Here is a 25,619-nt window from a genome sequence, read left to right as displayed (position 1 = left end):
CTTTCTTGATAGCGCCAATGTCATCCCATTTCCCGGCCAGTGAAAGTGACCAGAATTCCCGTGAACCAATCCGACGTATGAATCGTCTGACCGGCTTGGTTTCGGGCGCCGGTAGTTTAGCTGCCATATCGTGGCGAGTTCTGGGCCGCTTCGAGACAGTCTGGTTTCGGGAGCTTTCCTAAGAAAACGGACAATCCGGTCGCGATTCAAATCGCGGCGCCGTGTCCCATCCACATCGCATTCAAAGACAAGCCCACCAGCTAGCGACATAACTCACGTTCCCTGCCATTTCGAAGACAATGCCTGTCGCAATGAGGTGCAAGCGATCGCTGCCTTACTGATTTTTATCGGAATGGTTGCGCCTATCCGGTTTCGGCCTGTGCGTTACGGGCAGCAGCAATCGCCGCTGCAAGCTCTTTTGCTGGACCCACTCCCCAGTAGTGGAGGAAGTAAAACATCGGTTCACCGCCGATCATGTGGTTATGCAATGCTACGATATGGATATCCCGCTCGCGCAGTGCGCGGAGCACGGGCTGGACTTCGTCCTCGGTCATGATGAAGTCACCATCCACGGCGGCAAGGTCGTTGGTGCCCGAGAACGCCGCCCAGGTCGTAAGCCCCATCGAACCACCGATCTCAACGCCGTGCATGCGGCCTTGGCGAGCGAAGGTGTATTTCACGACACCATCGGCGATGCTTGGCTCGGTGCCCAAGATTTCGCTCAGCGCCAGGGCTTCGATCGTGCCGTTTGCATCCGGCGTCATGCCACCGAAACTGCGCTGCGGCGTCGGCGAGGCGGCGCGCACTTCCTTGATGGCATCCCAGACGGCTTTTACACCCGCTGCCAACTTGGCGGTTTCCCCATGCCCGCCGATATGCATAAAATAGACCGGCGGATCGTCGAATATGAAGTGATTGTGCAGCGCGGTGACGGTCAACCCGTTGGCGAGGGCAGCGTCCATCGCGGCTGTTATCTCATCCTCGAATACGACCGTGTCGCCCATGACCATCACTCCGCCATCGACGGGTTTGAAGGCAGCCCATGAGCCGAGACCTGCCGGGGGATCGAGGCGCATGCCGTCGACCATCACCGGCACGTCGGCGCGCGTCCAACCGATGCGTGCGACCCCATCGTCGGTCATGGTGACCTCCGAGTGCGATGCCTCGAAAATTAGCGCCTCGAGATTGCCGAGATTATCCTGCGCGTGAAGAGCCGCCGACATCGCTGATAGCGATAGAGCCAAGCCGCCGACGAACAATGTTCTGCGTAATTGCTTCATCTTAGTTCTCCTTGGATGTGATTTCAGGTGCCAGCCATCGTTGCGAGGTAATACAGCGACCCAATGAGTGCGCTCACGAAGAGAACGAGCAACATCCCGATCTTGAAGCGCAGCATAGCGATCAGGGCCGCAGCGGCAATGACGACGGAGGCGACGTCGATCGTGGCGAAGTCCGGCACGAGCAGGCGTGCGCCGTAACCTCGAACCTCGTCAAGCCGTGCGAAGGCAACGTGCAGCGCAAACCAGATGGCAAGGTTTAGGATCACACCGACGACTGCTGCCGTCACCGCCGAAAGCGCCGCTGTCAGAAGCTTCACGCCGCGCAGTTTTTCGATAAATGGCGCACCAAGGAAAATCCATAGGAAGCACGGCACGAACGTGACCCACGTGACGATGACCGAAGCCGCGATGCCCGAAGCCACCGGGCCTAACATGTCTGCTTCGCGATATCCCCCCATGAACCCCACGAATTGGACGACCTGGATCAGTGGACCCGGCGTGGTCTCCGCCATGCCCAACCCATCGAGTATTTCACCGGGGGCAAGCCAGCCATGCGTCTGCACGGCTTCCTGCGCCATATAGGCCAGCACGGCATACGCGCCCCCGAAAGTCACGACCGCGAGCTTGGAGAAGAAAACCGCCAGTTCCGTGAACACGTGATTTGGGCCAACAAGAAGGATCAGCGCAATTATGGGAGCTGCCCAGATGCTGCCCCAGATCAAGGCCGTGCGGACTGCTCCGCGCCATGTAGGCTGCGCTTTCGCCATGCCACCTGTATGAAGCACGGCTTCCGGCTCGCTCTCCCCGTCCTCGGTCGTTTCACGGGCGCGAATGACCAGAAACCGTGCAGGATCGAAATGCCCTCCAAGAAAACCGACCAGCGCGGCGGCCGCGATAATCAGCGGGAAAGGTGCATCGAATGCGAATATCGCCACGAAGGCTGCGGCGGCAATCAGATACATGGGCCAAGTTTTCAATGCCCTTTTCCCGATGCGCAGCAGGGCCTCGATGACTATGGCGAGCACCGCCGCCTTAATGCCGAAGAAAATCGCCTGGACGAAGCTGGCCTCCTGAAAACTGGCATAGAGCACGCTAAGCGCCATAATGCTGAGGAAGCCGGGAAGGACGAACAGGCATCCTGCGACGAGGCCACCGCGAACGCCGTGGAGCAACCAGCCAATATAGGTGGCAAGCTGCATGGCTTCCGGTCCGGGCAGGAGCATGCAGTAATTGAGCGCATGCAGGAACCGGTTCTCGCCGATCCAGCGCTTTTCATCGACTAGAATGCGGTGCATCACCGCGATCTGGCCGGCTGGCCCACCAAAGCTCAACGCGGCTATGCGCGCCCAGACACGCACCCCATCGGAAAACGGGATCGGAGTTTGTTCTACGGAACCTGAATTAGCGGGAGAATTCATCAACGCGTCCTTCGCACACAGCTCATCGAGCCGGACTTGGGCGCATTGCCTTACCGGGCGCCGGAATAAGTGCCCGAAGTCAAACTGCTAGATCATTGATCTGGTGTTGTCAAAAGCCTTACGCGAACAGTCTGCCTTGCACTTGGAGAATGTCGGCTTTCGAGATCGGCATTTGTATCTCCGATTTCCGAATTGAGGGCACGAAGCCGCCCTCAGCTACGACCTAGTCCAGTGGCAGGTTTCAGGATCGCGACGAGACCGATCAAATGTCCAATATTAGGGCGCTCAGCAGACCGGCAGAAACTGGGCCGATTACGGACGGTCTGCTTGTGCGCAAAGACTTCGTCAGGGAGACATAAAACCCATTAAGCCGGGCCACGCGACAAACCGTCTGAAGCAGGTTAGATTTCTCTATCCGGATATTGCTTGCTTCCAAGACGGTGGCGCACCCAGCCCGAAAAAGGGCGTCCCGAAAGAGTCACGAACAGGTTCGGTCCAGTCCTAGTCCTCGACGCTCCCGCTGACGCCCGCCTTCAAAAGGAATATTCCACGCTTACTAGAGGGGCATGTCCTATTTCGTCCGGACCGCCGTCCTCGAAGTCCTGCTGACGCAAGTAGACCAGGCCGAGCGAAAGATTGTCGCTCACATCGTACGACACGCCAACCTGTGTCCGGAGACCGGTAATGCCCTCGTCGCTGCCGACATTGTTGCCGCGCAATGTCCAGAACAATTCCGCATCGGCCTTTGCCGACCAGCGCCCCTGCTCATCGAGCGGTACGGACACGCCTAGTCGCGGCCGCAGCCGCAAGCCCATGCGATCCGCGTCGTCGACAAACCTCTGCTCGAGCCGCAGACGGGTACGCAGGATGCCATGGCTGCCGGACAATTGCTGCATCAGACGGGTCTCATCGCTCCCGCCAGCGTTGATTCGCCGTTCAACGGCCCCTGACAGGGTGAGTTCGTCGGAGATGGCCTGATTGAGCCACAGTCGTGCGAAATAGGTGTCGACCCGCCCATCTTCGCTGCTGCGAAAGCGTTGGGCTGTCTCCAGTTCGATCCCGGTGTTCTCGTCCAGGTCGGTAGAAACCGAAGGATTGAGCCAGAACTCGAACGCGTCGTCGTCCTGGGCCATGGCCGGAGATGCTGTCAGGGCACCTCCGGCAACGATCGGAAACAGGAGCGCGCGCATCAGTCGGCCGGGGCCACGACGAGACGCGTGCCCTGAGGCTGGAGTGCACGGGCCGTGGGGCCCAGCGCGCCGCGAAGTGCCGCAATTTGCTCGGCGCTCGCCTCGACGGGCGTGTCCGCGACATGCCAGTTCACGCCTTCGCTGCACGGTGGCGTGGTGAGCGAACCCATGTAGCGATAGACGTCGAGATCGTCGGGCACCATCGTATCGATGTCGAATGTGACCGGCGTGCCGTTACCGCTCGCATGCGCTTCGAGAATGTCGGACAGGCCCGGATTGGCGGTGCCTTCCTCGAACATCACGCCCAGAACGCCTAGTCTTCCATCGTCGGTTGCGTGGACGAAATGCGCCACCAGCGGGAACCGCTTTCCATCGATCGCATGCTCGGACGGGGTATGGAAATGCACCTGGACCAGGTTGAACATCGTGCCGCCCGAAATCATTCCCTTCCCTTCGGCATCAACGAAATCGACCTGCACCTTTTCCTTGCCCAGCGCCATCGTGCCGGAGGCGGTACCGAACATCGTGGACAGCTCGATGTCACCGCGCGCGTTGTAGGTTCCGAGATCGATCGGGGACTGGTTGAGCCCTGCATCGCATAGCGCGTAATCGGTATTCCGAAGCGACCAGCGCTCATCGGTCACGCCGTCACCGAAGCTCCAGTCCTTTTCCTGTGCCATTGCGACGGTCGAGATGCCCAGTGTCAGGGCGGTTGCTAACGCAAATTTCTTCATTACGAAAACTCCTTGGGTTGGGCCGGATCAAAAACGGTAGGCAAGCCCGGCACTCACGACCCATGGGTCGAGCGCGTGCTCGCTTTGCAGTGCGACGGTATCTCCGGCGTTGAACGTCGCCGTGGTCCCGACGAAATATCGCTTGGCGTCCACCGAAAGCCCGAGGCCGCGATCGTTCAGGGGCACATCCACACCTGCCTGAAGGACGAAGCCCAGCTCGTCGGAAAGATCGACATCGGTCGCTCCGAGGGCAGCGGCATCTGCGCCCACATCCTCGCTGAAAATCATGAAATAGGTGGGGCCGGCGCCGAGATACGGCTTGAGACCACCGCTGAGATCGAAATGGTACTTCGCAGTCACGGTGGCGGGCAGAATGATCGCATTGTCGATCAGCTCTGCACCATCAAGCGCGCCTGCGCCGCGAACGTCATGCGGTGTGACGCAGCAGATCGTCTCGAGGGAGAAGTTGGGCGAGACGAAGTACTCGAGTGCGACGGTCGGCACGTAGGAATCTGTGGCGCGTGTCTGCGAGCCGGCGGGCAGCCCGGTCTGGTCGGTCAGCACCTCCTCGATTTCACCATCGGGCAGGACGCCCGTCACGAAACCCTTGATCTGGACCGATCCGACATCCTGGGCGGCAGCGGGAGCTGCGAGCGAAAGCGCACAGACCGACGCTGCGAAGGCAAGGTAGGTATTTTTCATCTGGCAACTCCTTTGCTGGGCAGCGGACGAACCTTTGTCGCTGAGTTTCGTTTTTCAGGATGGCTGCTTCGCCATGAAGCGGAGATAGGAGAAGGAGAGCGGCAGCAAATCGGCCGAATGGCAGGCCTTCCGGCCTAGGCCATCCGGCCTATGCGGTTTTGACAACAGGCTCTAGAATACGCCCGATGCAACAGGATATTCCCCATCTTACCGGTGACATCGAGACGATCGCGGAACTGCGCGAGCTCTATCGTGCCGCGGAGGCACGGGCTGCACGGTTGCGGCTGCTGTCGACGAGCGGGCGCGAATTGCTTCAAGCGGAAGCTGACAGCATCGATCCGATCCTGAAAAAAAGCGCTGACAGGCTGGCGCAGTTTCTGGGGAGTCGGTCGGCAAACATGACGCGCGATAACGCCACCCCCGGCTTTCCGATCATCTTGCCCGGTTGCGGCGTCGCAGTGCACTCGACCCTCCTCGTTGCCGGTTTCTCTTCGCTCGCCGATATCGGCGACCCCGAAGATCGCGAAGCATGTCAGACCCTGCTCGACATGATGGGGGCTGCGATCGACCGGGCCGAACGCGAAGGCGCGCTTGCACGCTTGCTCACGGCCCTGAAGGATCGCGAACTGCGGCTCGAAAGGCTGGTCGACCGGATTTTCTCCGCGCAGGAGGACGAGCGGCGCCGAGTCGCTTATGAACTGCATGACGGCGTCGCCCAGTCGGCCACCGCCTTGGTGCGTGTATTGGAGCGCGGGGGCGACCGCACGAATGCAGATTCCGAGGTGGGTGGCCCGGCGCGGGCAATCGAGATCGCGCGCGGGCTGGTCGCAGAGTTGCGCGGAGTGATCGGGGGGCTAAGACCTACCGTGCTCGACGATCTAGGCTTTATCGCCGCCCTGCATGCACTCGGCGATGCGCTGGAACAGGACGGCTACAGAGTGTCGCGCGGGGTCGATGAAGATTTCGGGCGACTGCCCAGCTATGTCGAGACCGCCCTCTACCGCGTAGCGCAGGAGGCTATCTCCAACATCCGCAAACATGCGGGAGGTCCATGCGACGTCCTGATCGAAGCGAGGTCGGGCATCGGTTACGCCGGTCCCTTGCTGCGCATAACCGATCATGGCCGCGGTGCCGCCTGCGACCGTCCCGAAAGCGGCGCGGTGAGTGAGGGGCATCAGATCGGGATTGCGGGCATGACGGAGAGGATGACAATCATCGGCGGTTCGCTCGACTGGCGGGCAGGCACGCATGGAGGCGTAACTGTGGAGGCACGGCTTCCCGGAGAGCAGCGATGACGGCCGTTCCGCGCATCCTCATTGTAGACGATCACCAGCTTGCTCGCGAAGGCCTTAAGGCCGTGCTCGACGGCAACCATGCAGAAGTCGTGGGGATGGCGTCGACAGGCGAGGAATCTGTCGAGATGGCCGCGTCGCTAGAACCGGACATCGTACTGATGGACGTGAGGCTAGGCGAAGGGATCGACGGGCTCGAAGCGACCCGTCGCATTGCAGCACTCGGCCTGCCCACCCGGGTGATCATGCTCACGCTTCACGAAATGCCCGCTTATGTCCGTGAAGCGCTGGCCGCGGGCGCGGCCGGCTACGTGCTCAAGGATACAGCGATCGAGGATTTACGTGCGGCCATCGCCCAAGTGAGGGCGGGTCGGTCTGCGCTGCCCCTCGATCTTGTCGGAGCCGCTATGAGAGCGGCCACTGTGGCCCCCAAAGCTCTCAATCCTGCCGATATCCTTACACCTCGCGAGCAGGGCGTGCTGAACCTCGTTGCCGAAGGACTGACGAACAAGGGGATTGCACGAAGATTGGGGATCAGCCCGGCGACCGTCAAAGTGCATGTGGAGCGTATCATCGGCAAGCTCGGCGTGGCCGATCGCACCCAGGCGGCCGTAATGGCCGCGAAAGCCAGTCCGGTGGTCGACTGAGACCATGCGCGAGCCACCCATCCGATCTCCCGCGCGCTACTGGGCCGACCGCCCGCTCGCAATCAAGGGACTGGTCGTCATCGCCTTGCCGCTGGCGGTGCTCCTCGGTTCATTGCTGTCGCTCTATCTGGCCAGCAATGCCGAAGCCCGCGCCGAAGACGATGTCCGCAGGGCCTTCGCCATCCAGCGTGATACCTATCAGGTGCACGCGCTGCTGGCGGAAGCGGCTGCAGGCGTCCGCGGCTACGTCCTCACCCGCGACGACCGGTTTCTCGCTCCATTCCGCGAGGCGCAGCGCGAAGTCCCCTCAAGCATGGCGCGGCTGGACAAAGCAATCGAGGACGCGGACGTTCGTGACCACTTCGAGGAATTGCAGGTTCTGGAGGCCGAAAAGCGCGCTGGTCTGCGTCAAATCGTTGACCTTGCGCGTGCTGGCAACCTGGCGGAAGCAAATGTCGAGGATGCACTGCTGGCCAACAAGCTCGCACTCGACGAAGTGCGAGTTACGATCGACGATATTCAGCGGCGCGAAGCGGTCGTGTTGGACGAACGCCGCGCGCGAGTGGAGCAGGTGCGAAGCGGGTTTCTGATCCTGACGGCGATCAGCGCGCTCATCGGTCTGCTCGGCAGTCTCTCGGCTGTCTATCTGTTCTCGACCGGTATCGTGCGCCGGGTTCGTAAGCTCGAGGGCAACGCCGAAGCGCTCGCTCGCGGAGAGCGACTGACCGCTTCGCCCGAGGAAGCGGACGAGGTTGGACGGCTCGCCCAGCGGCTGGTTCGCGCGAGCGCCCTGCTGCACGACCGCGAGGACGATCTGCGCGCGAGCGAAGAGCGCTTCCGGCTCGTGATCGAGAAGGTCCGCGACTACGGCATCTTCGCGCTCGATCAGAACGGCATGGTGACAAGCTGGAACCTCGGCGCCGAGCGCATCAAGGGCTGGCGCGCAGAAGATATCCTGGGCCGTCATTTCAGCAGTTTCTATCCGAGCGAAACACGTGACCACCTCCCCGGGGAGATGCTGGAGCGCGCCCGCAAGAACGGGTCGGCAGAGGATGAGGGTTGGCGGGTACGAAAGGACGGCTCGCGTTTCTGGGCCAATGTCGTCATCACCGCGCTGCGCGACGAGCGAGGGAAGCTTCGCGGCTTTGCCAAGGTCACGCGGGACATGACCGAACGCAGGCGTTCCGAAGAAGCGCTGAAGGCGGCGCGCGAGGAAGCCGAAGCAGCGAGCCGGGCGAAGAGCGAGTTCCTGTCGCGCACGAGCCATGAACTGCGTACGCCGCTCAACGCCATTCTCGGTTTCGGGCAATTGCTCGAGATCGACGAGGACGATTTTGCCAGCAACCACCGCGAGGCCATCGGGCAGATCACGAAGGCGGGCCGTCACCTCCTGTCATTGATCAACGATCTACTGGACATCGCCAGCATCGAGGCGGGGAGTTCCGACCTCAGGATCGAAACGCTCGATCTCGGCATCCTGCTCGAGGAGGCGTATTCCCTTGCGAGGCCCATCGTCGCTTCCGCAAGCCTGAATTTCGAACTCGAACGGGCGAGCGTGGAGATCCCGGTCCGCGCCGATGCACGACGCGTCACTCAGATCATTCTCAACCTTGTGGGCAACGCCGCCAAATACAATCGTGATGGCACGTTCGTTCGGCTCACCTGCCAAGCGGAAGGCGCGCAGGTGCAGGTAATGGTCGAAGATGACGGCCCTGGCATAGCCGAGGCGGCGGCAAAGCGACTCTTCACGCCTTTCGATCGTTTGGGCCAGCAGGACCGCGCGAAGGTCGAAGGAACCGGCCTCGGTCTAGCCCTGTCGAAGAGCCTGGCCGAATCCATGGGCGGCGAGATCGGTTTCGAAGCCCTGCCCAAGGGCTCCCGTTTCTGGTTCAGTCTCGCCCGAGCGGAGCTTCCGGCCAATTCGACGCCGGGCCATATCACTGAAGACGCGACGGAATCAAAATGCCCGACAAACTGATCCAGCCTTCCGAAATCCTGTCGCGCCGTGTTCTCGCGATCGATGACGAGGAACCGAACCTGCTGCTCCTGCGCAGCGTGCTGGAGCGCGAAGGATATTCGGATGTTCACTGCCTTACCGATCCGAAGAAGGCGATGCAGGCCTACCTGGATCTTGAGCCTGATCTCGTTCTTCTGGATCTGATGATGCCCGAGGTCGATGGATTTCAATTGCTTGAGGCCTTCGGGCGTCACGACAAAGTGGAAGAATTTCGCCCCGTCCTCGTCCTGACCGCCGATACTACCCTGCAGGCACGGAGGCGGGCGCTGGCCCTGGGTGCGAAAGATTTCGTGGCGAAGCCATTCGATGTGATCGAAGTTGCCCTTCGCATTTCCAACCTGCTCGAAACACGCATCCTTTACGAACGCTTGCGTGGCTAGCCTTGGGTGACAAGCACCAAGAGAAACACACCGTAGCCCGTGACCAGAAGTGCACCCAGCAGGCGATTGACGCCTCTCAGGAACCAGGCTGCTGCTAGCACCGCGATTGCGGACGCTGCCATGATTCCGAGATCCACCGGCAGCAAGGTGCCTGGAATGGCTGCGGGTGCGACCAGCATGGTCACCCCGCCTATCCCCAGGACGTTGTAGATATTCGAGCCGATCACATTTCCGAAGGCGACCTCCGCTTCGCCCCTGCGCGCCGCTACAAGAGAGGTGACAAGTTCGGGAAGCGAGGTTCCCACGGCGACGATCGTCAATCCGATCATGGTTTCGCTGAGCCCGGCGAGGCGCGCAAGCTCGATTGCACCCATGACGAGGAACCGGCCTCCGACGATCAGTATCACAAGTCCAAAAAGCGTCAGGACGACAGGCCTTGTCCAGCCTGCCGACGGCGTATGCAAGCCTGAATCACTCATCTCGAGAGCGACCGAACGATCATATGGCGCGTTGTGCAGGACCTGTGGGGCCGACCGTCGCTCTTCGCGATAACAATAGGCGATATAAGAGGCCAGCATCGCGATCATCGCCATGCCAAGCAGGCTCGAATGAAGGCCGGAGACGGCGACGAAGACCAGAAAGAGCGATGCGACCAGAGCGACGCCCGAATCGCGAAGTGCGGCGCCCTGTCGCACCACGAGAGGAGCCAGAACGGCGGCAGCACCCAATATCAGGAGAGTATTGGCGATGTTGGAGCCGACGATATTGCCCCAGGCGATCGCCGGAGATCCGGCCAACGCCGCCTCGACGCTGGTAACGAGTTCGGGCATCGAGGTGCCGAAGCCGACAATTACCAGCCCGATGATGAGCGGTGTTACCCCGGCGCGTTCGGCGAGGCCGACCGCTCCCCTGACGAGAAGCTCGCCGCCAACAAGGAGGGCGACAAGGCCACCTAAGAGCGACAGCAAGGTGAATATCATCCGTTAGTTTCCTTCGGAAGCGAAGTGCGAAGAAGCAGATAGCCAGCGATTGCAGCGAGCAACGATCCGGAAAGCACACCGAGCTTGACGGCTTCGACCTGAGCTGGATCGGCGAAAGCGAGGTTGCCGATGAAGAGGCTCATGGTGAAACCGATCGCGGCGAGCAACGAGACCCCATGAACCTGACGCCACCCGACATTCTCGGGAAGCGAGGCGAGCTTCATCTTCACCGCGATCCAGGATAGCCCGAAGATGCCGATCTGCTTGCCCAGCAGCAGGCCAAGAGCGATGCCGAGCGGCAGGGGCGCCAGCAGGTCCGATGGCTCGAGACCCAAGAGGGATACGCCCGCGTTCGCGAAGCCGAAAATCGGGATGACGAGAAAAGCGACCCAGGGATGAAGCGCATGCTCCATACGCTCGAGAGGGTCGGACCCATCGCGCGCGACCATTGGTATGGTCATCGCCGCGGCCACGCCGGCCAGCGTCGCATGGACCCCGGACTTGAGGACGAAGATCCACAGCACGATCCCAAGCAGGACGTAGGGAATGCTGGAGCCGATGCGAAAACGATTCAGTACGACCATGCCAGCGAGCGCCAGCGCGGCTCCAGCGAGCATGCCCGTATCGATTGTCCCGGAGTAGAACAGCGCGATGATGGTGATTGCTCCGATGTCATCGATCACCGCGATTGCCAGCAGGAGTGCCTTCAGCGCGACGGGGACGCGGGGGCCCAAAAGGGAAAGTATCCCGAGGGCGAAGGCGATATCGGTGGCAGCGGGAATGGCCCAGCCTGCAAGATTATCGGGGGAGTCCGTGTTCACGGCAAGGAATACGAGCGCTGGCGCAACCATTCCGCCGATCGCGGCGAAGAGTGGTAGGGACGCCTTGTTCCAGCTGGAAAGCTGGCCCTCGATGGCCTCGCGCTTCACTTCGAGGCCAACCAGAAAGAAGAAGACCGCCATCAGTCCGTCATTGATCCAGAGCAGCAACGGCTTGTCGATTGCGAACGAACCTATGGACACTGCGACGGGCAGCTCAAGCAAAGCAAAATAGCTGCCCGCCGCCAGACTGTTTGCCGCGACCAGCGCGAGCAACGCGGCTGCGATGAGGACGATCCCGCCGGCGCTTTCCCGTTTCAGGAAGTCGCGCAGCGCTTCGGTTGCGTTGGCAAACATCGATCAGGCGTATTGCAGTTGCTTGCACACCACCATCGCGCGCGCGCGACGGTGCGGGTTGACGATCCTACCAATTGCCCGTGACAATGCTCTTCTGATCCGCAGTTGGGCTGTTCGCAAATACAGCAAGGTCAGCGGGTCGGGTCTCTTGCGTCGTTTTTCGATCTCAAGGCGATCCTCAACGCGCTGCAAATACTCAGCGAGCCGGAAAATGCGTGCTCTCATCGTAGGTCTCCGATAACAATTGTCTGGGTGAGGCGAGGGCGCTAGCGCGACCCCGCCTCATCGGTCAACCGGCCGCCATGCCGCGCCGCTGGAGCAGCGAAATGCGATCCTTCAGACGCAGGCGCAGCCTCTTGAGCAGTTTCATCTCTTCCTGTCGGCCGGGTGCCCGGCAGGTGTCGATCATGCGGTCGAGGCGGCGATGGCGCGCGCAAAGGGCGTCTAAGCGGTTCATGGGTCGTCTCCTGTGATTGTCGAGCACCTGTCCCAGTCAGATGGCCAGTCATCGAGCGATAGGCCAGTTGATAAGATGTGCTATTTCTAATAGATGCAAACTATTGGAAAGGTCGTCCGACGAAATGCCGACTCTACGCCAGCTCGAATATCTGGTAGCGATTGCCGACGCGCGGCACTTCGGTCGCGCCGCAGCAGCAGTGAACGTCTCGCAACCGACGCTCAGCCAGCAGGTGAAGGCGCTCGAGGCCCGGCTCGGGGTAACGCTCGTCGAGCGCGGTGACAGTCCGGTGCAGCTTACTCCGGTCGGGCGCGAAATTGCCCAGCGCGCGCGCCGACTGCTGATCGGGGTCTCCGATCTGCGCGATCTCGCGCGCCGCAGTACAACCGGCTTTGCCGGCACCATCCGCTTCGGGGTGACACCAACGATCGGGCCATATCTGATGCCGTCAGTCGTCGCGCGCCTGCACCGCGACTATCCGGACATGCGTCTCCATATGCGTGAAGGCATACCTGACGATCAGGTTGCAGAGTTGCGGCGCGGCGCACTTGACCTTGTCTTGAGTCCGCTTCCTGTCGCCGGATCCGACCTTGAAATCGAGCCGCTCTTTCGCGAGCCGCTCCATCTGGTTGCAGCACCGGATTCTCCCCTCGCGGAAACATCGTTCCTGCGAAAAACCGATCTGGCGGGCGCAGGGATACTCACCCTCGACCGTCGTCATCATTTTCACCGCCAAGCACAGCAAATCTGCGAGGACCTCGGTGCCGAAATCCTTCGAGACTACGAGGGCACCAGTCTCGACAGTCTGCGCCAGATGGCGGGCAGCGGTCTTGGCCTCGCCATCCTGCCTGAGCTCTATCTGCGTTCCGAAGTCGGCGGCGAGCATATGGTGCACCGCCTGGAAGTCAGCGACTGGACTGCGACCCGGTCGATTGCCGCGGTCTGGCGTCATGGGGCGGCTTATGGCGAAAGTTATCGCCTGATCGCCCAATCGGTCGCAGTGGAAGCACGGCGGGTGTTGCGAACGATAGACTGAAACTATCGAAAGAAGGTGGGTTTTTCATTTGGCTGTTAATGGCAGGGACGCACCCCCGAGATTACATTGCGGTCTATCCAAACTTCCAACGAAAGGTCTGGTGGTGATGAAATCAGGTTTTCGCCCGGCGCAAGGTGCGGAACCGAGGCCTGCTTACGTCGGCTTCGACGAAGGACTCCGCCAGCACATGCTGGGCATCTACCGCAACATGGGTCTGGCATTGCTTGTCAGTGCCTCTGTCGCCTGGCTTATCGCCTCCACTCCGGCGCTTTATCAGCCAATCTTCGGCACACCGCTGAAATGGGTCGCAATGCTTGCCCCTCTCGCTTTCGTGTTCGTGTTTTCATTCCGGTTCGAGAAGATGACGCTCACCGGGGCGCGCACGGCGCTATTCGCCTTCGCTGCCATCATGGGCGTTTCCCTTGCCAGCATCCTGCTGGTCTTCACTGGTACGAGCATTGCCGTCACACTGCTCGTGGCTGCGACGACGTTCCTTGGCATGAGCCTGTGGGGCTACATGACGAGGGCCGACCTCACATGCTATTCGACTTTCCTGTTCATGGGTCTCATCGGAGTTGTGCTGGCGAGCCTTGTGAACCTGTTCCTACAATCGGGGACGCTTCAACTGGTGGTGTCCATCATCGGCGTACTCGTCTTCACTGGTCTCACTGCCTGGGACACGCAGCGCGCAAAGAATGAATACCTGACCTACGGAGCGAGCGATTACGGAGAGAAACTCGCCGTCATGAGCGCGCTCTCGCTCTACCTGAATTTGGTAAACCTGTTCCAGCTGCTGCTGACCTTCTTCGGTCAGCGCGAGGAGGCTTAATCTCATGCGTACCCAAGATGCAGTGAATGCCATGCTATGCCCCGTCTGCCGCACCGGACTAGCTCTCTCCGATCGCGGCGGGGTCGAGATTGACTATTGTCCCTCCTGTCGCGGCGTCTGGCTCGACCGCGGCGAACTCGACAAGATCATTGAGCGCACAGGCAGTTCGCAATCGCCATACGGAAGTGATCTGCGTGAGCCGCGAAGAAGCAAAGAAAGCGGACTCGTGGGTTTGGCGAGTTCACTGTTGCGTGGCGACGATGATCGTTACGATTACCATGGACGCGACGATCGCCACTACCGCAACAAGCGCAAGTCGAAGCTCTCGGATTTTTTCGACTAGCGGGATCCGCGTGATTACATTTATCGCGCTTCTTGAACTCGGCACCGTGATTGCAGCGCTCGCTGCAGGCGTGCTGTGGCTTCTCGCCAGCCGACGGCGTTTGCGCCGTCTCAGCCGTAGCGAGACATTCGACCATGCTGACTTCAATCGCGTTGTGGTGGCACTCAACCGGATGCAGATCCTCAATTCGCGTGCAGCGCTCGCGACAGCTATCGCCGCGCTCTTGGCCGGCGCAAGTCTGGCTCTCCATTTGGCGATGTCTAATTCGTAACTGACGACAAGCCCTAGATGCTCGTCAGTCGTATAGAAAACTATTGAGGCGAATGACCACCGTTGCCTAGCGCGAGGAATGGGAAGAACGCGCCTGCTTCTGGAATCCCGAGAATCATGCGCCATTAGCTATGATTGAGACGCGCCGGCGCCGCCGCGAAATGGCTGCTTTTGGGATTATCAAGCGACCGGCCGCATGACCGAAATGAGGGCGCGAAGCGGTCATCATCACGGTCATGACCTAACGAAGGCTTTTGGGCGTTCTGACTTGAAGCGGAAACGTCTGAGAGGCGCGCGCGAAACGGACGAAGATGACAGCGCAAATCGCATGGCCACAAACTATGCGCTCATTCGAAGAATCAGAAGGTAACTTTGTTGAAAGGTGGCTGACGCCGGAAGGTGAAAATTCCACCTGAGGTGTGCAGACTTGCAGCCAGCTGCACGCCGCTTCTGAGATTCCTCATGTCATCGAAGAATAAGAACCGCGAGGTAGCCTACACTCGCGCCATCCAGATTTGCCAGAACCTGGCCAGGCTGACCGTCTACGAACTGATCGGTGGTCAGGTCCTCTTACCCAAGGAAGAGGAGGGCGCATCATTGCAACCGAGACCTCTGGTGCTGCTGCCAGTTGTAGACGAGCCATCGGCAGGTGCGGTCGAGGCTGTCGCCAGGATCGGGACGACCTTCGTCGCCATAAAGTCGATGCTCGATCCCGAAGGCGACCCGCAGATTGAGTTTACGGTGCTTAGCCCCAAGAACGGAGAGACCACGCGCCATGTCAAACTTCGCGCGTGGTGCGACAGCATGCACCGCATCTTTCTCGTGCCAGATGACCTTAATGACGGGGAACCGGCTGTGTGTTTCCAGTTCGACAAGGGTCTCCGCAAAGCACCGCAGCCTTGGACGGATCAAGCCGACCGCGAACGCGGTCTGGAGCTGGCAGGGACGTTGCTCCTGACAATCGATGGCGAGGGTGCCGATAACCGGCACGTCTGAGCCATTAAGAGATCAAGTGCTCGGCGGTAAGGCCGAGTAGAGTATGAAATAAAGTGGGGAGAGCGAGCTCGGTCAGAGCGATCTCCCTCGAAGGAATATCCGATATGAACAAGATTACGTTGGAGCGCCCTTTCGAGGGCGAACCCTTGCTGCCGCCTATTACCTACAGGACCTTCAGGACGCAAAGCCGATTCGGCGCGTTCCTGAGCGCATCCGGACTTCCGTGCGAGGGCGAAGATATGAGCGCTCACACATCTGACGGTTTCTATGCCGATCGGAGCGCGAGCGTGGTGGTCACCGCCACCTCCTGTGACCGGCCGCTGTTCTTCCCCGAATGCGAAGCGTTGGCCCAGTTCCTGCAGATGGACCTTGTCCTCCTGCGGTTCGATCCGCTCCTCGGGGCCTCGTTCGATGTGCTGATGGCAGGCGGCCAGAGCTGGCTCTGCGACTTCCTCGCCTGGCGCCGCGAAGGTGGCGACATGTGGCTGGTGCCCGCACGGGCCTCGGGTCCGTACTTCTGCCTGAATGAGAGCGGGCTAGAAGCCTACGAAGGCGCACCTTACGCAAATGGCTCGGAGCGCTACGCGGGCATCATTCGCGCCATTGAGCGTCCCTCTTTCGACGGAGGGTTCTAATCATGGCCCAGATCACTTCCTCCGATGTCGACACCTGCGATGACGCGGCTCAACCGCCGCAGACCAAGATGAGCGTGTTCGTCCACCATCGGTGCGACGAGCATCCCGATTTCGAGTTCTCGCGCCATTGGTACAAGGGACGGGAGAATAGGGTCGGGGTGGCACCCTGGCTCGACAAAAAGCTCTTCCCCGGTGAGGACCGCCGGTTCGGGTGCGCGGCCAAATACGATCTCCTTGTCCCCCCGATGGCCCCGGGCGATCTCTGCAGGTACGGAACCCTGGTGGACCGGTTCGACGATACTCTCCCGCCTTATGAACAGCACGCGATGATCCACGTGAAGATCATGCTCGATCCGGCTGAGGCATGGCATGTCGGGTTCGAACGGGTGCGCAGCTACGCGCGCGCTACCTTCGCGCCTCGCTTCGCGGCGGTCTTGATCGCGCATATCCCGGGCCTCGCGGGCCTCAAGGGGCAGGGCAACCACGTCCACTGCGCGGTTCTCTCCCGCGAGATCACCATCAACGGTTTCGGCGGTGCTTGCACCGACCTGTGCAGCGATCGTGGCTACGAAGCCGCACTTGCCGCCTGGCGCGAGCACAAGAAAAGCTGGATGGATGAAGCAGCATGAGCGATGAAGCAAAACCTGCCCCCTCAGCCCTCCTTGCGGACCACCTGGCGCGCAAGGGACCGGAAGATCTCGACAAGATGCAAGCCACCATCGATCTCGCTCGCCAGCTACTGGCGAGCGGGGAGGTCGAGCAATACGCGAAAGGGGAGAACCCCTTCGAACTGCCTCCGTATCCTTGGGAGGTCAGCGAGGCTCCGATCGATCTTCCAAGGCGAGTCTTTCTGGGTACAGTGAGCGATCTGGCAATGGGCACGGGCCACACGGTCTATTTCGCCGCCGGCCTCGCTCGGGATGAGGATGAGTTCCGCCGGCAGCTGTCAGTTCACATCGGGCACACGCTAGCCAATGGGGCAACGGTGAGCCTGGGTCTCGGGGATTTTCCGTTCTCAAAGACCTTCATCTCCTCCTCGCTTCGCCAGACACTTCAGAAGTTCGACGAAGGTCACAACGCTCCAGCGGGATTCATCTATCTCGGCCGGTGGCATGAAAATCGCTCATGAAAGATTGCGGCCCGTGGGCTCTCTGCCTGGTCCAGCAGGACCGGGCGAGGGCGCCCACGCATTCCAGTGAGATAAGAAAGAGAATAATAGCAATGAAGAACATCCTGAATCGAAGCGACCGGCGCATTGCGATCCTTGACGTAGAAGCATCAGCCTTGGAGGCGGGAAGCTATCCGATCGAAGTGGGTGTGGCGCTCGTTCGCGGACCTTCAGAGCCGATTGGTGTCGGAGCAAAACTCATCCGGCCGACCAAAGAATGGCTCGACACCGGAGTGTGGTCCAAATCTTCCGAAGCAGTGCATGGCATTCCGCTCGAGCGCGTGCAGCGTGAGGGCGAACCTGTCGAAGAGGTCTGTGACTGGCTTAATGGATTGCTCGGCAGCAGCACAATCGTAGCTACCGATGCTCCCCGCTACGATCAGGATTGGCTCGATACGCTATTCGCTGCTGCGGCGCGCGAGCAGAAGTTCAGGGTCTTCGACTTCCAAGTCCTAGCGCGAGAATTCAGCGCTGACCAACATCGCCACCTGGCGTTTCTGCTTGGGAAGGATGCTCCACCGCATCGAGCAGCTGAAGATGCCTTGCGTCTCGCTTCCAAGCTAATGGAGACCTACTGGGGGCACCCGACGCGCGAATGTCCGTTGCCCCTGTGATACTTCTTGAGCCAGATTACTCGCACGAATTTGGGGGCACGAGCGGGGGCATCAAGCTATGAGATGCCTTGCAAAGCGCGCTATTTCGGGACCTGCAGTCAATTTCGTGGTTCCCTCCCTCTCCGCCACTTCTATTCTCCGACATCGTTTGCTCTCCGGTCGCGGCAATGAAATGACAGGTTCGCATCTGACCGACCGAGCGCTGCGGTTATTGATTGCAGCGGTTTAAGGACTAGATGGCCGCAATGCGAAATTCGCTTGTCGAGTCTGGTAGAACCTTTCGTCCTTGGATAATCGTGCTTGTAGCCATGAACGCATTGCTCCTGACCGCCGTAGCCACGCTGCTTTTCAGCCAATCGACGCCCGCGGCGCAAATGCCAACCGTAACACCGCGCGGTGAACTTGCTGCCGATGAACGCGCGACCATCGAGCTGTTCCGGAACGCCCGCGAATCCGTCGTTTTCATTTCGACGCGGCAACGTGTGACGGATTTCTGGTCACGCAATATCTACAGCGTGCCGCGCGGTTCCGGATCGGGTCTGGTGTGGGACGATGCCGGGCATATCCTCACCAATTACCACGTTATCGAAGGTGCCTCGGAGGCACAGATCCAGCTCGCGGACGGACGCGAGTTTTCAGCCTCTCTGGTCGGTGCGAGCCCAGAGCACGATCTGGCGGTTCTGAGGATCGGCGGGGCGGGATTCAGGGCGCCGGGCCGCGTTCCGATCGGCACGAGCGAGGATTTGCTGGTCGGGCAGAACGTGTTTGCCATCGGCAATCCCTTCGGGCTCGACTGGACGCTTACCAAGGGGATCGTCTCCGCACTCGACCGGTCTCTCCCCAACGAAGGCGGGCCCGATATCCGCAATCTCATCCAGACCGATGCGGCGATCAACCCGGGCAATTCGGGAGGCCCCCTGCTTGATTCTGCCGGACGGCTGATCGGTATAAACACGGCGATCTACAGTCCCTCGGGCGCGTCGGCCGGGATAGGATTTGCGGTTCCCATCGACACCGTGATGCGCGTCGTGCCGCAGCTAATCGCCGATGGTCGCTATACACGCCCAACACTGGGCATCGACAGCGACGAGAATGTCAACGATCGCCTTAAGCGTGCGAGCGGAGTTGAGGGGGTGTTCGTCTTACGGGTCGAACCCGGATCGGCGGCAGACCGGGCGGGGCTGACTGCAGCGCAGCGTACCCGCCGCGGCGTGGTGCCGGGCGACATAATCACTGCGCTGAATGGCGAACGCGTCACACGAGTCGGCGAATTGCTGGCGCGGCTTGACGATTTCCGGATCGGGCAGAGTGTGGAAGTGACCTTGCTACGCGGCGGAGAAGAACGCACGGCCCGGTTGGAGCTCGAGCCGGGCGGCTAGGCGCGAACAAGGGCCGGTCGTGGAAGGCCGACCCTTGCGGCAATTATCGCTCTGACCGCGGGACGGTATCAGGCCGCCTTATTGTCAGGCAGCTGCGCGGGATCGTCGTTGACGGGCCCACTACCACCGATGGCGATCTTGCGGGGCTTCATCGCTTCGGGGACAACACGTTCGAGCGAGATCGACAGCATGCCGTTCTCGTAATCGGCGCCCCGCACCTGGACGAAGTCGGCCAGCTGAAAGCGGCGTTCGAACGCGCGTGTTGCGATGCCGCGATGCACGAGCTCTACGCCTTCCTCCTCGCGATCGGTCTGCTGTCCGGCGATAACGAGCTGGTTCTGTTGAGCGGTGATCTCGATTTCATCGGGGCTGAAGCCTGCCACCGCCAGCGTGATGCGATAGCTGTCATCGCCGGTTCGGACGATATCGAAGGGCGGATAGCCATCCGGCGTCTCGGCACGGAAGCTGTTCTCCAGCGCGTCGAACAGTCGGTCGAAACCGACGGTCGAGCGTCGATATGGGTCAGGTCAAATGCAGTTCTCATTTCCAAATCCTCCATGTTGAGCAATCTGGGCATGAGAGGCGTCGGAAACGAAAGAGCCGACGCTCTCTGTCCAGCCGGACCCGTTCTGGCATCCGGCATTAGTAAAACTAGGAAACGGGCTTGCGGTTTCAATACCTGTCGCATTCGGGAAAATCCCATGCGTGCAATAAGGCGGACCGGGCACCAGTGTGAGCATGGTTGTCTGGATTGCCTGAGACTCAGAACTCGGCCGAGACGTAAGATAGCTACATCGGTAGTTTTGGAGGTTCGCAAGCGGCTAATTCGGTTGACCCCCATCCATGCATCGTTTCAGAAGCGGAAAATCGATGCGAGTAAATCAGATCAAACCTGCAACCCTTTTTGTTTCGGCGGCCTGCATTTCTGCCATATGCGCTGCCGATGCCACTGCCCAAGAAGTGGAACCGGCGGAAGTCGATCCCTCTGTTGAAGAACCGGCCATCGTGGTCATCGGGACCGGGCTGCCGCCATCCCCGGCATCGTCTGCCTATGACACACAGGAGCTGGACAGCGACCAACTGATCTCCACCGGTTCGGGACGCATCGAGGATGCCCTCTCCTCGGTTGCCGGATTCCAGCAGTTTCGCCGGTCGGACAGCCGCTCTTCCAACCCCAGTGCACAAGGGGCGACGCTGCGTTCTCTCGGTGGCAATGCTACGAGCCGTGCGCTGGTCCTGCTCGACGGCGTCCCGATGGCCGATCCTTTTTTCGGTTTCATACCTTTCAGCGCCATCGCACCAGAGCGCCTCGCGAATGTCGTTGTAACGCGTGGAGGAGGCTCGGGGCCATTCGGAGCAGGTGCACTGGCGGGGGCGATCGAATTCAACAGCGCCGACCTGGAGACGCTCGGCAAATTCGGCGGTCATCTCTACGTCAATGATCGCGGCGAAACCGAAAGTACGGCATATCTTGCTGGCAATCTGGGCAGGGGTTTCGGCGTCGTTTCCGGCCGCTGGGATCGCGGCAAGGGCTTTTTCACCACACCGCAAGCCGAACGCGTCGATGCGTCTGCAAGGGCGCAGTACGATAGCTGGTCCGTGCAGGCGCGCGGAGTCGCGCCGCTAACCGATACGGTCGAACTCCAGGCACGCGGCTTGGCTTATGACGATCGGCGGACCCTGCGGTTCGAAGGCGCCGACAGTTCGAGCAGCGGTCAGGATGCAAGCCTTCGCCTTGTCGGGCGCGGCGAGTGGAGGTTCGATGCGCTCGCTTACGTCCAGGCGCGCAATTTCACAAATGTCGTCGTCAGTTCGACGCGCTTCGTTCCCGTGCTCGACCAGCGCAACACACCCGCGACCGGTCTAGGTGGCAAGTTCGAGATCCGACCTCCTGTGGGTGACGGTAATGTGCTGCGTCTGGGGATCGACTACCGGCGTAGCGAAGGCGAGCTCTACGAAACCGCCATCAGTGCTTTCACCGGCGCGATAAGCGAGCGGCGCAATGCAGGCGGTGTAAATACCGACCTCGGCATTTTCGTCGAAGACGATCTGCTGCTGGGTCGATTGACGCTCACTGCGGGCGCGCGGCTTGATCGTTATACGATCCGCGAGGGCTTCTATACCGCGCGCAATGCCGCGGGTGCGGTTCTTCTCGAGGAAACCTATCCCGATCGGGCCGGATGGACGCAATCTTTCCGCGGAGGAGCGCTGTTCGATGCAGGCGGCGGTTTGAAGCTGCGTACAGCAGCCTACACCGCGCTGCGCCTGCCCACGCTCAACGAACTCTACCGGCCATTCGTGGTCTTCCCCGTCACCACCAATGCCAACGCCGCGCTTGCCAATGAGCGGCTGGAGGGATTTGAGGCGGGGATCGATTTCTCGCCAAGCGATGCGCTTGCATTCTCGGTGACTGCTTTCGACAACCGGGTGAAAGGCGCAATCGCAAATGTGACGATCGATGCGGTGACGCGTGAGCGGCAGAACATCGATGCCATTCACGCCCGCGGGGTCGAGGCGAACGCCGGTCTCGATCTTGGAGCGGTGAGGTTCGACGGCTCGATTGCCTATACCGATGCCGCCGCGGAACAGGCTGGAGCGGCCTTCGACGGCAATCGTCCCTCGCAGACTCCGGCTTGGGTCGGCGGCGCAACGCTAAGCTACCGGATTGGCGAGACGGGGCGGGTGGCTGCAACCGTTCGCCATGTCGGAAAGCAGTTCGAAGACGATCTTGAAAGTGATGTCCTGCCGGCAGTCACCACGCTGGATGCATATGTCCAGCTGCCACTGAGCCGCGATATCTCATTCGTCATGCGCGGCGAAAACCTGACCGATGCGGAAATCGTCACGCGCAACCAGGGCGGATCGATCGATCTGGGTACACCTCGAACCATCTGGTTCGGCGTCAAGCTGGGGCGATAGTCGGACTGGACGATTGCACCCGCGCACAAGGCCGATATGATCCCGGCGCAAGCGAGGAGAGATAATCGAAATGGATGCGAAGCAGGAACTGGCGGCCAGGCACGAAGCGGTGCAGCGCGATCCGGAAAGCTATTGGCTGAAGGAAGCCGGGCGGCTCGACTGGGACAGCTTTCCGACCAAGGCAAACGGGAGCTCATTCGAAGAGGCGGATTTCGGCATCCGCTGGTTCGACGACGGTGAGCTCAACGTCTCCGTCAACTGCCTCGACCGGCATCTCGATACGAGCGGTGATCGGACCGCGATCGTCTTCGAGGGGGACGAGCCGGGCGAAGGCTACAGCCTTTCCTATCGCCAAGTGCATGAGGAAACCTGCCGTTTCGCCAGTGCGCTAAAGGAATGCGGGGTCGGGAAGGGCGACCGTGTCGCGATCTACATGCCGATGATCCCCGAAGCCGCGTTCGCTATGCTGGCTTGTGCGCGGATCGGGGCCATCCATTCGGTGGTCTTCGGCGGCTTTTCGCCAGACAGCCTTGCCGACCGTATCCAGGATTGCGGTGCCAAACTGCTCGTCACCGCCGATGAGGGCGTGCGCGGAGGGAAGCGCATTCCGCTGAAGGCAAATGCGGACAAGGCGCTTGCGAAGTCCCCGGTCGAAGCCGTCATCATGGTTCGGCGCACGGGCGGCGAAGTCAACTTTGTCGAGGGCCGCGATCGCTGGTGGCACGATTTGCGTGGCTCGGTCCCAGCCGAGTGTCCGCCGGAACGAATGAACGCGGAAGATCCGCTGTTCATCCTCTACACCAGTGGTTCTACCGGCAAACCCAAGGGAGTGATGCACACCACGGGAGGCTACATGCTATGGGTTGCCGCGACTTTCGACATGCTGTTCGGCGCTAAGGAAGACGATGTCTTCTGGTGCACCGCCGATGTGGGCTGGGTGACGGGGCATAGCTACGTCGTCTACGGTCCGCTCGCCAATGGCGCGACGACGGTGATGTTCGACGGCGTGCCTAGCTACCCCGACTTCGGACGTTTCTGGGAAACCTCGAACAGGCTCGGCGTCACTATCTTCTACACCGCGCCGACTGCCATCCGCGCACTGATGCGGGAAGGTAATGACTGGGTGGAGCGTCATGACCGTTCGCAGTTGCGCTTGCTGGGCACGGTTGGCGAACCGATCAATCCGGAGGCGTGGAACTGGTATCATGATGTTGTCGGCGAAGGGCGCTGCGAGATTGTCGATACCTGGTGGCAGACTGAGACCGGGGGCGCACTGATTGCGCCCGTGCCGGGTGCGACGACAACCAAGCCCGGCAGCGCGACCAAACCGTTACCCGGTGTCTTTCCGGCGCTGGTCGATAATGAAGGCGCACTGCTCGAAGGTCCCACCGAGGGCAATCTCGTCCTCACCCAGAGCTGGCCAGGACAGATGAGGGGCGTCTGGGGCGATCCCGAAAGATTTTTCCAGACCTATTTCACGACTTATCCGGGGCGTTACTTCACCGGCGACGGCTGTCGCCGCGACGAGGACGGCTATTACTGGATCACTGGCCGCGTCGACGACGTGATCAATGTGTCCGGCCACCGCATGGGGACAGCCGAAGTGGAAAGCGCCTTGGTGGCCCATCCCAAAGTGGCCGAGGCCGCGGTCGTCGGGATGCCCCACGACGTGAAGGGCCAAGGCATCTACGCTTTCGTCACCCTGAATGCAGATGAACCCGAGAGCGAGGATTTGCGGCAGGAATTGCGGCAGTTCGTGCGCGGTGAAATCGGCCCGATCGCTTCACCCGATGTCATTCAGTTCGCCCCCGCATTGCCCAAGACCCGCAGCGGCAAGATCATGCGCCGCATCCTGCGCAAGATTGCGGAAGGCGAATCCGACAAGGTTGGCGACACCTCGACGCTGGCGGAGCCGGCAGTGGTGGAGGCACTGATCGCAGGAGCCGTCGCCGGCTGAATGAAGGTAGTGGCGGAGACGGAGTCCGACCTATATCTGAAATAACGATTTGATATCAGATCGATATGGAGATTTCAGAGTTCACCAGACCCACACTCAGACCCACACTTTTGAGTGGATGCAAGCGGACATCCTGAGATCGTGGGGGCTGGCTATCAGCTGCGTCACATGTGGCTTGATGTTGGTTACCAGCCATAGCGCGAAGGGTAAAAGCCCTTATCATCGTCTGGTCCAAACATGTGTTCAGCCTCGAACAAGACCTCGAATCCTTCGACACTTGAAGCGCGCTCGGCTCGCTCAACAATTGCACTGAGCCAGTCAAGAAACTCGGCGGAACGCGGCGAGGACGTGGCTTTGAGTTCCTCAGTTAGTTGTCTGGCTAGGCGGCGCAGGCGGTCGCGTTTCTCGACCCGCTCGAACACGAGATCGAGCACCTCGAGGCGCCGGTCTTCGATATAGGCTAGCCGTCTAGCCTCGTTGCGCCGACGCGCTTCTTCTTCTGCACGGATGCGGTCTTCCTCGGCTCGCCTGTCATCCTCGCGCTTCGCAGAAGCCAGTACGGCAAGACCCACTGCGATATCGTTCGCCATGTTTTCCAGGCGCTGGATCTTGGCATCCTTGAAGGAGCGGCGGAGAGATGACGAGTATCGGAGATAGAGGTCGAACTCGAACGATACCTTGCCGGTCGGTGCATAATCCCATTCTGGCCAATGGCTAAATGACGAAAAGCTGGGGACGTAATCCCAATCGTTCCGCGCCCAGCGCCGCTCTCGCCGTTTTCGTTCCTTCTCTTCCTTCGCCAATTCCTCGGGCGTGGGCTCGTGCTGCGACCGCTTAACTGCTTCCTTTAGCGTCACGCTTTGGGAGCAACCCCTCCGACTTCAGTCGGATACTGGCTTCAGCCATAGACTCGCATAATAGCAGGTATCCTCGGGAAAGTGAGACCGCCTGAAAGGCGTGAAGTCTCACTTTCCCGAGGATACCTGCTATGGGCTATTCGAGTGGTTGCCACACGACCTTTCATCATCGCTATCATATCGTCTGGGCGCCCAAATACCGTTTCAAGGTGTTGCACGGCGAGGTCCGCCTCAGGGTGCGCGAGATCATCAAGCAGGTCTGTGTCGAAATGGGCGTGACGATCGTCAATGGCGCGCTTTCACGCGATCACGTCCATATGTTCGTTGAAATCCCACCGCATATC

The 25,619-nt window shown here is 60.5% G+C and carries 27 protein-coding genes and 1 pseudogene; 17 read left to right on the top strand and 11 right to left on the bottom strand.

Annotation, left to right across the window (positions count from 1 at the left end; genetic code table 11):
- Nucleotides 1-362 precede the first annotated feature (362 nt).
- From AC13CE_RS02035 to AC13CE_RS02015, 5 genes are all read right to left on the bottom strand, one after another.
- Entirely contained in the window at nucleotides 363-1,280 is a 918-nt protein-coding gene (locus tag AC13CE_RS02035; protein ID WP_473820929.1) for a DUF1259 domain-containing protein, read from the bottom strand.
- A 23-nt stretch (nucleotides 1,281-1,303) separates the two neighbouring features.
- A complete protein-coding gene (chrA, locus tag AC13CE_RS02030) occupies nucleotides 1,304-2,698 on the bottom strand; it encodes a chromate efflux transporter (RefSeq protein WP_067673225.1) in 1,395 nt (464 codons plus the stop codon).
- Nucleotides 2,699-3,231: 533 nt separating this feature from the next.
- Complete coding sequence (locus tag AC13CE_RS02025) at nucleotides 3,232-3,831, bottom strand: DUF2490 domain-containing protein (RefSeq protein ID WP_261388801.1); 600 nt, start codon at nucleotides 3,829-3,831, stop codon at nucleotides 3,232-3,234.
- A gap of 56 nt (nucleotides 3,832-3,887) precedes the next feature.
- Nucleotides 3,888-4,622, bottom strand: coding sequence for a carbonic anhydrase (locus AC13CE_RS02020; RefSeq protein WP_222555074.1), 735 nt, complete (start codon nucleotides 4,620-4,622; stop codon nucleotides 3,888-3,890).
- A 27-nt stretch (nucleotides 4,623-4,649) separates the two neighbouring features.
- The gene (locus AC13CE_RS02015; RefSeq protein WP_482971314.1) at nucleotides 4,650-5,324 is read right to left on the bottom strand and encodes an OmpW/AlkL family protein; all 675 of its coding nucleotides are present in this window, start codon (nucleotides 5,322-5,324) and stop codon (nucleotides 4,650-4,652) included.
- Nucleotides 5,325-5,509: 185 nt separating this feature from the next.
- Between AC13CE_RS02015 and AC13CE_RS02010 the strand changes: the two genes are divergently transcribed.
- Genes AC13CE_RS02010 through AC13CE_RS01995 form a run of 4 tightly spaced genes read left to right on the top strand, consistent with a single transcriptional unit; the run spans nucleotide 5,510 to nucleotide 9,660 of the window.
- Nucleotides 5,510-6,619, top strand: coding sequence for a sensor histidine kinase (locus AC13CE_RS02010; RefSeq protein ID WP_222555076.1), 1,110 nt, complete (start codon nucleotides 5,510-5,512; stop codon nucleotides 6,617-6,619).
- Complete coding sequence (locus AC13CE_RS02005) at nucleotides 6,616-7,263, top strand: response regulator (RefSeq protein WP_222555077.1); 648 nt, start codon at nucleotides 6,616-6,618, stop codon at nucleotides 7,261-7,263. Before AC13CE_RS02010 ends, AC13CE_RS02005 begins: the two co-directional genes overlap by 4 nt.
- A gap of 4 nt (nucleotides 7,264-7,267) precedes the next feature.
- Entirely contained in the window at nucleotides 7,268-9,241 is a 1,974-nt protein-coding gene (locus AC13CE_RS02000; protein ID WP_222555078.1) for an ATP-binding protein, read from the top strand.
- The gene (locus AC13CE_RS01995) at nucleotides 9,226-9,660 is read left to right on the top strand and encodes a response regulator (RefSeq protein ID WP_222555079.1); all 435 of its coding nucleotides are present in this window, start codon (nucleotides 9,226-9,228) and stop codon (nucleotides 9,658-9,660) included. The genes AC13CE_RS02000 and AC13CE_RS01995 overlap by 16 nt, the downstream gene beginning before the upstream one ends.
- On the opposite strand, the gene AC13CE_RS01990 is transcribed toward AC13CE_RS01995, so the two are convergent.
- The 4 genes from AC13CE_RS01990 to AC13CE_RS01975 all read right to left on the bottom strand — a co-directional run bounded on the left by AC13CE_RS01990 (nucleotide 9,657) and on the right by AC13CE_RS01975 (nucleotide 12,272).
- Nucleotides 9,657-10,640, bottom strand: coding sequence for a calcium/sodium antiporter (locus AC13CE_RS01990; RefSeq protein WP_482971313.1), 984 nt, complete (start codon nucleotides 10,638-10,640; stop codon nucleotides 9,657-9,659). The two genes, AC13CE_RS01995 and AC13CE_RS01990, sit on opposite strands and share 4 nt — an antisense overlap.
- Nucleotides 10,637-11,815 carry a Na+/H+ antiporter NhaA gene (nhaA, locus tag AC13CE_RS01985; protein ID WP_222555081.1) on the bottom strand — a complete coding sequence of 393 codons (1,179 nt, stop codon included), beginning with the start codon at nucleotides 11,813-11,815 and terminating at the stop codon, nucleotides 10,637-10,639. Before nhaA ends, AC13CE_RS01990 begins: the two co-directional genes overlap by 4 nt.
- A gap of 3 nt (nucleotides 11,816-11,818) precedes the next feature.
- A complete protein-coding gene (locus AC13CE_RS01980) occupies nucleotides 11,819-12,040 on the bottom strand; it encodes a hypothetical protein (protein WP_222555082.1) in 222 nt (73 codons plus the stop codon).
- Nucleotides 12,041-12,104: 64 nt separating this feature from the next.
- A complete protein-coding gene (locus AC13CE_RS01975; protein ID WP_222555083.1) occupies nucleotides 12,105-12,272 on the bottom strand; it encodes a DUF465 domain-containing protein in 168 nt (55 codons plus the stop codon).
- A gap of 124 nt (nucleotides 12,273-12,396) precedes the next feature.
- Here AC13CE_RS01975 and AC13CE_RS01970 point away from each other — a divergent pair, with 124 nt between their 5' ends.
- The 10 genes from AC13CE_RS01970 (at nucleotide 12,397) to AC13CE_RS01925 (ending at nucleotide 19,542) form a co-directional block, all read left to right on the top strand.
- On the top strand, nucleotides 12,397-13,308 hold the full coding sequence (locus AC13CE_RS01970; RefSeq protein ID WP_482971312.1) for a LysR substrate-binding domain-containing protein: 912 nt from the start codon (nucleotides 12,397-12,399) through the stop codon (nucleotides 13,306-13,308).
- A 106-nt stretch (nucleotides 13,309-13,414) separates the two neighbouring features.
- A complete protein-coding gene (locus AC13CE_RS01965; protein WP_482971311.1) occupies nucleotides 13,415-14,137 on the top strand; it encodes a Bax inhibitor-1/YccA family protein in 723 nt (240 codons plus the stop codon).
- 4 nt (nucleotides 14,138-14,141) lie between these two features.
- Nucleotides 14,142-14,480: a TFIIB-type zinc ribbon-containing protein gene (locus AC13CE_RS01960; RefSeq protein WP_482971310.1), complete on the top strand. Its 339-nt coding sequence runs from the start codon at nucleotides 14,142-14,144 to the stop codon at nucleotides 14,478-14,480.
- A 10-nt stretch (nucleotides 14,481-14,490) separates the two neighbouring features.
- Nucleotides 14,491-14,751 carry a hypothetical protein gene (locus AC13CE_RS01955; RefSeq protein ID WP_482971309.1) on the top strand — a complete coding sequence of 87 codons (261 nt, stop codon included), beginning with the start codon at nucleotides 14,491-14,493 and terminating at the stop codon, nucleotides 14,749-14,751.
- A 461-nt stretch (nucleotides 14,752-15,212) separates the two neighbouring features.
- A complete protein-coding gene (locus AC13CE_RS01950) occupies nucleotides 15,213-15,746 on the top strand; it encodes a hypothetical protein (protein WP_482971308.1) in 534 nt (177 codons plus the stop codon).
- Between the two features lie 104 nt (nucleotides 15,747-15,850).
- Nucleotides 15,851-16,381, top strand: coding sequence for a hypothetical protein (locus AC13CE_RS01945; protein ID WP_482971307.1), 531 nt, complete (start codon nucleotides 15,851-15,853; stop codon nucleotides 16,379-16,381).
- Nucleotides 16,382-16,383: 2 nt separating this feature from the next.
- The gene (locus AC13CE_RS01940; protein ID WP_482971306.1) at nucleotides 16,384-17,010 is read left to right on the top strand and encodes a hypothetical protein; all 627 of its coding nucleotides are present in this window, start codon (nucleotides 16,384-16,386) and stop codon (nucleotides 17,008-17,010) included.
- Entirely contained in the window at nucleotides 17,007-17,510 is a 504-nt protein-coding gene (locus AC13CE_RS01935; RefSeq protein ID WP_482971305.1) for a hypothetical protein, read from the top strand. The genes AC13CE_RS01940 and AC13CE_RS01935 overlap by 4 nt, the downstream gene beginning before the upstream one ends.
- 92 nt (nucleotides 17,511-17,602) lie before the next feature.
- Nucleotides 17,603-18,163 carry a 3'-5' exonuclease gene (locus AC13CE_RS01930; protein WP_482971304.1) on the top strand — a complete coding sequence of 187 codons (561 nt, stop codon included), beginning with the start codon at nucleotides 17,603-17,605 and terminating at the stop codon, nucleotides 18,161-18,163.
- Between the two features lie 308 nt (nucleotides 18,164-18,471).
- A complete protein-coding gene (locus tag AC13CE_RS01925; protein WP_482971303.1) occupies nucleotides 18,472-19,542 on the top strand; it encodes a S1C family serine protease in 1,071 nt (356 codons plus the stop codon).
- A 68-nt stretch (nucleotides 19,543-19,610) separates the two neighbouring features.
- Here AC13CE_RS01925 and AC13CE_RS01920 read toward each other — a convergent pair.
- Nucleotides 19,611-20,086: pseudogene (locus AC13CE_RS01920) on the bottom strand (Hsp20 family protein).
- A 326-nt stretch (nucleotides 20,087-20,412) separates the two neighbouring features.
- Here AC13CE_RS01920 and AC13CE_RS01915 point away from each other — a divergent pair.
- Together AC13CE_RS01915 and acs are read left to right on the top strand one after the other, a co-directional pair.
- The gene (locus tag AC13CE_RS01915; protein WP_482971302.1) at nucleotides 20,413-22,461 is read left to right on the top strand and encodes a TonB-dependent receptor plug domain-containing protein; all 2,049 of its coding nucleotides are present in this window, start codon (nucleotides 20,413-20,415) and stop codon (nucleotides 22,459-22,461) included.
- Between the two features lie 70 nt (nucleotides 22,462-22,531).
- The gene (gene acs / locus AC13CE_RS01910) at nucleotides 22,532-24,418 is read left to right on the top strand and encodes an acetate--CoA ligase (protein WP_482971301.1); all 1,887 of its coding nucleotides are present in this window, start codon (nucleotides 22,532-22,534) and stop codon (nucleotides 24,416-24,418) included.
- A gap of 185 nt (nucleotides 24,419-24,603) precedes the next feature.
- Here acs and AC13CE_RS01905 read toward each other — a convergent pair whose 3' ends face one another.
- A complete protein-coding gene (locus AC13CE_RS01905; RefSeq protein ID WP_482971300.1) occupies nucleotides 24,604-25,275 on the bottom strand; it encodes a hypothetical protein in 672 nt (223 codons plus the stop codon).
- Between the two features lie 131 nt (nucleotides 25,276-25,406).
- On the opposite strand from AC13CE_RS01905, the gene tnpA reads away from it, so the two are divergent.
- The coding region (gene tnpA / locus AC13CE_RS01900) for an IS200/IS605 family transposase (protein ID WP_482971299.1) at nucleotides 25,407-25,619 on the top strand (213 nt) is incomplete at its 3' end.

The sequence above is a fragment of the Qipengyuania sp. B-5 genome (assembly GCF_056857815.1).
Note: the sequence above shows the minus strand (reverse complement) of the source record. Positions and strands in the feature narration are given on the sequence as shown.

Bases quoted from the DNA above. Each gene is read 5' to 3' on its own strand.
- AC13CE_RS01960 (WP_482971310.1), top strand. From the start codon at position 14,142: ATGCGTACCCAAGATGCAGTGAATGCCATGCTATGCCCCGTCTGCCGC.
- acs (WP_482971301.1), top strand. From the start codon at position 22,532: ATGGATGCGAAGCAGGAACTGGCGGCCAGGCACGAAGCGGTGCAGCGC.
- chrA (WP_067673225.1), bottom strand. From the start codon at position 2,698: ATGAATTCTCCCGCTAATTCAGGTTCCGTAGAACAAACTCCGATCCCG.
- AC13CE_RS01950 (WP_482971308.1), top strand. From the start codon at position 15,213: ATGTCATCGAAGAATAAGAACCGCGAGGTAGCCTACACTCGCGCCATC.
- nhaA (WP_222555081.1), bottom strand. From the start codon at position 11,815: ATGTTTGCCAACGCAACCGAAGCGCTGCGCGACTTCCTGAAACGGGAA.
- AC13CE_RS01930 (WP_482971304.1), top strand. From the start codon at position 17,603: ATGAAGAACATCCTGAATCGAAGCGACCGGCGCATTGCGATCCTTGAC.
- AC13CE_RS01970 (WP_482971312.1), top strand. From the start codon at position 12,397: ATGCCGACTCTACGCCAGCTCGAATATCTGGTAGCGATTGCCGACGCG.
- AC13CE_RS02015 (WP_482971314.1), bottom strand. From the start codon at position 5,324: ATGAAAAATACCTACCTTGCCTTCGCAGCGTCGGTCTGTGCGCTTTCG.
- AC13CE_RS01965 (WP_482971311.1), top strand. From the start codon at position 13,415: ATGAAATCAGGTTTTCGCCCGGCGCAAGGTGCGGAACCGAGGCCTGCT.
- AC13CE_RS02035 (WP_473820929.1), bottom strand. From the start codon at position 1,280: ATGAAGCAATTACGCAGAACATTGTTCGTCGGCGGCTTGGCTCTATCG.
- AC13CE_RS02020 (WP_222555074.1), bottom strand. From the start codon at position 4,622: ATGAAGAAATTTGCGTTAGCAACCGCCCTGACACTGGGCATCTCGACC.
- AC13CE_RS01915 (WP_482971302.1), top strand. From the start codon at position 20,413: ATGCGAGTAAATCAGATCAAACCTGCAACCCTTTTTGTTTCGGCGGCC.
- AC13CE_RS01980 (WP_222555082.1), bottom strand. From the start codon at position 12,040: ATGAGAGCACGCATTTTCCGGCTCGCTGAGTATTTGCAGCGCGTTGAG.
- AC13CE_RS02025 (WP_261388801.1), bottom strand. From the start codon at position 3,831: ATGGCCCAGGACGACGACGCGTTCGAGTTCTGGCTCAATCCTTCGGTT.
- AC13CE_RS01925 (WP_482971303.1), top strand. From the start codon at position 18,472: ATGAACGCATTGCTCCTGACCGCCGTAGCCACGCTGCTTTTCAGCCAA.
- AC13CE_RS01940 (WP_482971306.1), top strand. From the start codon at position 16,384: ATGGCCCAGATCACTTCCTCCGATGTCGACACCTGCGATGACGCGGCT.
- AC13CE_RS01975 (WP_222555083.1), bottom strand. From the start codon at position 12,272: ATGAACCGCTTAGACGCCCTTTGCGCGCGCCATCGCCGCCTCGACCGC.
- AC13CE_RS02000 (WP_222555078.1), top strand. From the start codon at position 7,268: ATGCGCGAGCCACCCATCCGATCTCCCGCGCGCTACTGGGCCGACCGC.
- AC13CE_RS02005 (WP_222555077.1), top strand. From the start codon at position 6,616: ATGACGGCCGTTCCGCGCATCCTCATTGTAGACGATCACCAGCTTGCT.
- AC13CE_RS01945 (WP_482971307.1), top strand. From the start codon at position 15,851: ATGAACAAGATTACGTTGGAGCGCCCTTTCGAGGGCGAACCCTTGCTG.
- AC13CE_RS01995 (WP_222555079.1), top strand. From the start codon at position 9,226: ATGCCCGACAAACTGATCCAGCCTTCCGAAATCCTGTCGCGCCGTGTT.
- AC13CE_RS02010 (WP_222555076.1), top strand. From the start codon at position 5,510: ATGCAACAGGATATTCCCCATCTTACCGGTGACATCGAGACGATCGCG.
- AC13CE_RS01990 (WP_482971313.1), bottom strand. From the start codon at position 10,640: ATGATATTCACCTTGCTGTCGCTCTTAGGTGGCCTTGTCGCCCTCCTT.
- AC13CE_RS01935 (WP_482971305.1), top strand. From the start codon at position 17,007: ATGAGCGATGAAGCAAAACCTGCCCCCTCAGCCCTCCTTGCGGACCAC.